The 459-nt window shown below is 40.1% G+C and carries 1 pseudogene; it reads right to left on the bottom strand.

The features are described 5' to 3' along the window. A pseudogene (locus HZY83_RS07700) lies at positions 1–459 on the bottom strand (hypothetical protein); the annotation flags it as partial.

Below are 459 nucleotides of genomic sequence, written 5' to 3'. Positions count from 1 at the left end.
CATTATCATAAACGCGGAAAAGGTCGCCTTCATGCACAAAGTCGGCAGAAGCAAAGTATTTTACAACTTTTGTTCCTCCCGATACATTTATATTTGCATTATAAGACATTGCAGTCTTCTTGAATAGAGCATCCTGCCAATCTACATTCGGATAGCGTTCTCGTTGCTCTATAGTAGTCTGGTTCCGATAGTTGTTGATAAATGCTTGTGGTCGTATATAAGCCCAAGAATCAGGAGTTAGAGCTAATTCATGCTCAATAGCCCTGTTACGAGCCAGTAATGCATCATAAGAATCCAATTTGTTAGGTAATTTAGACGGAGCTTTTAGTGTTGCGTTGAAACCAACATCTATTTTTGCGCTTCCGTCACTACCTCTTTTGGTAGTAACCAGAATAACACCATTCGCACCTTTAACTCCATAAACAGCTGTAGCAGAAGCATCTTTCAGAACAGATACGC

Origin of the sequence: Gemella sp. GH3, from assembly GCF_013415425.1 — a bacterium.
GTDB lineage: Bacteria > Bacillota > Bacilli > Staphylococcales > Gemellaceae > Gemelliphila.
The sequence above is the reverse complement of the archived record's forward strand: the minus strand, read 5'-3'. Positions and strand labels throughout refer to the sequence as shown.